Below are 1,262 nucleotides of genomic sequence, written 5' to 3' on the forward strand. Positions count from 1 at the left end.
CTTAACCATCCCCTCATATGAGCGAGGCGTGGCGCGGCTTCTGAGGTATGATCGCCATCCTTGACCAGCTAATACCCAACAGACTATCCCCATGTTTAACCACGAACTAATCCTCAACCACATCGACGATATATTTGGACAGGACATGCATGCCAAGCGTGTTCTTTCCCTCGCCAATGCTACCCTCGGGGTTATCGAGTCAGGTTCACTGGCCATCCACGCCATCGGTAGTGGCCTCTCCTTGGCCAACGGTCTCGAACGTAAACATGCGGTTAAACAGGTGGATCGCCTGCTCACTAACACCAAGCTCAATGTCTGGAGCCTCTTTGACGATTGGGTGCCCTATGTGGTCGGTGAACGTACCGAGATCGTAGTCTCCATGGACTGGACCGAATTCGATGCCGATGATCACAGTACCTTGGTTATCAGCCTGCAAACCAACCACGGTCGCAGTACTCCGCTGCTGTGGAAAACCCATCGGAAATCGTTGCTCAAAGGGCAACGCAATGCCCATGAGAAAGAGCTGCTCACCAAGCTCAAGCAGACGTTGCCAGAGGGTATCTTCGTGACGGTAGTAGCTGACCGCGGCTTTGGTTACATGGAGCTGTTCGAACGCCTGGAGCAAGAGCTAGGCTTTGCTTATCTCATTAGATTTAAAGGAAATGTTTTGGTTGGTTACCCTGGTGTAGAGCAGGTTCCAGCTCGGGACTGGCTAACGCCGACCGGGCGCACCCGAACCCTCAAAGCGGTGGAGCTAACTGGGCAGCGACAGCCTGTCGAACGGGTCTATTGTTGTCATAAGAGTGGCATGAAAGACGCGTGGTTTCTGGCCAGTAACCGGACCGACCTGAGCGCCGCCAAGGCGTTGCAACTATACGGCCAGCGCTGGGGTATCGAGACCAGTTTTCGTGATATCAAAGATTACAAATTCGGCATGGGTATGGGAGATGTGCACATCAGTAATCCGGTCCGGCGCGACCGACTGTTTTTATTCAGTGCCCTGGCCATCGTCTTGCTGACGCTGCTGGGTAAGGCTGGAGACAGTGTCGGTCTAGAGAGAACGATCAAGGTCAATACCAGCAAGAGCCGAACCTATTCGTTCTTTCGGCAAGGGGTCATCTATTACCAGTTGCTACCTAAAATGAAAGAAGCCAATGCGGTCTTGTTGATGGATAAATTTATCTACTACCTGAAGCAACACCGCTTATATACCCGCACACTTGGAATTATTTGAGTCTCTAAAAATGAGGGGATCTCTGAGG

General features: G+C 51.9%; 1 protein-coding gene. It reads left to right on the forward strand.

From position 1 onward, the window contains the following. The first annotated feature begins 91 nt into the window (after nt 1-91). Nucleotides 92-1,234, forward strand: a complete 1,143-nt coding sequence (locus tag C3418_RS23555) for an IS4-like element ISAs18 family transposase (protein WP_041204923.1) — start codon at nt 92-94, stop codon at nt 1,232-1,234. Nucleotides 1,235-1,262: the final 28 nt, after the last annotated feature.

The organism is Aeromonas sp. ASNIH8 (assembly GCF_002919855.1).
GTDB lineage: Bacteria > Pseudomonadota > Gammaproteobacteria > Enterobacterales > Aeromonadaceae > Aeromonas > Aeromonas caviae.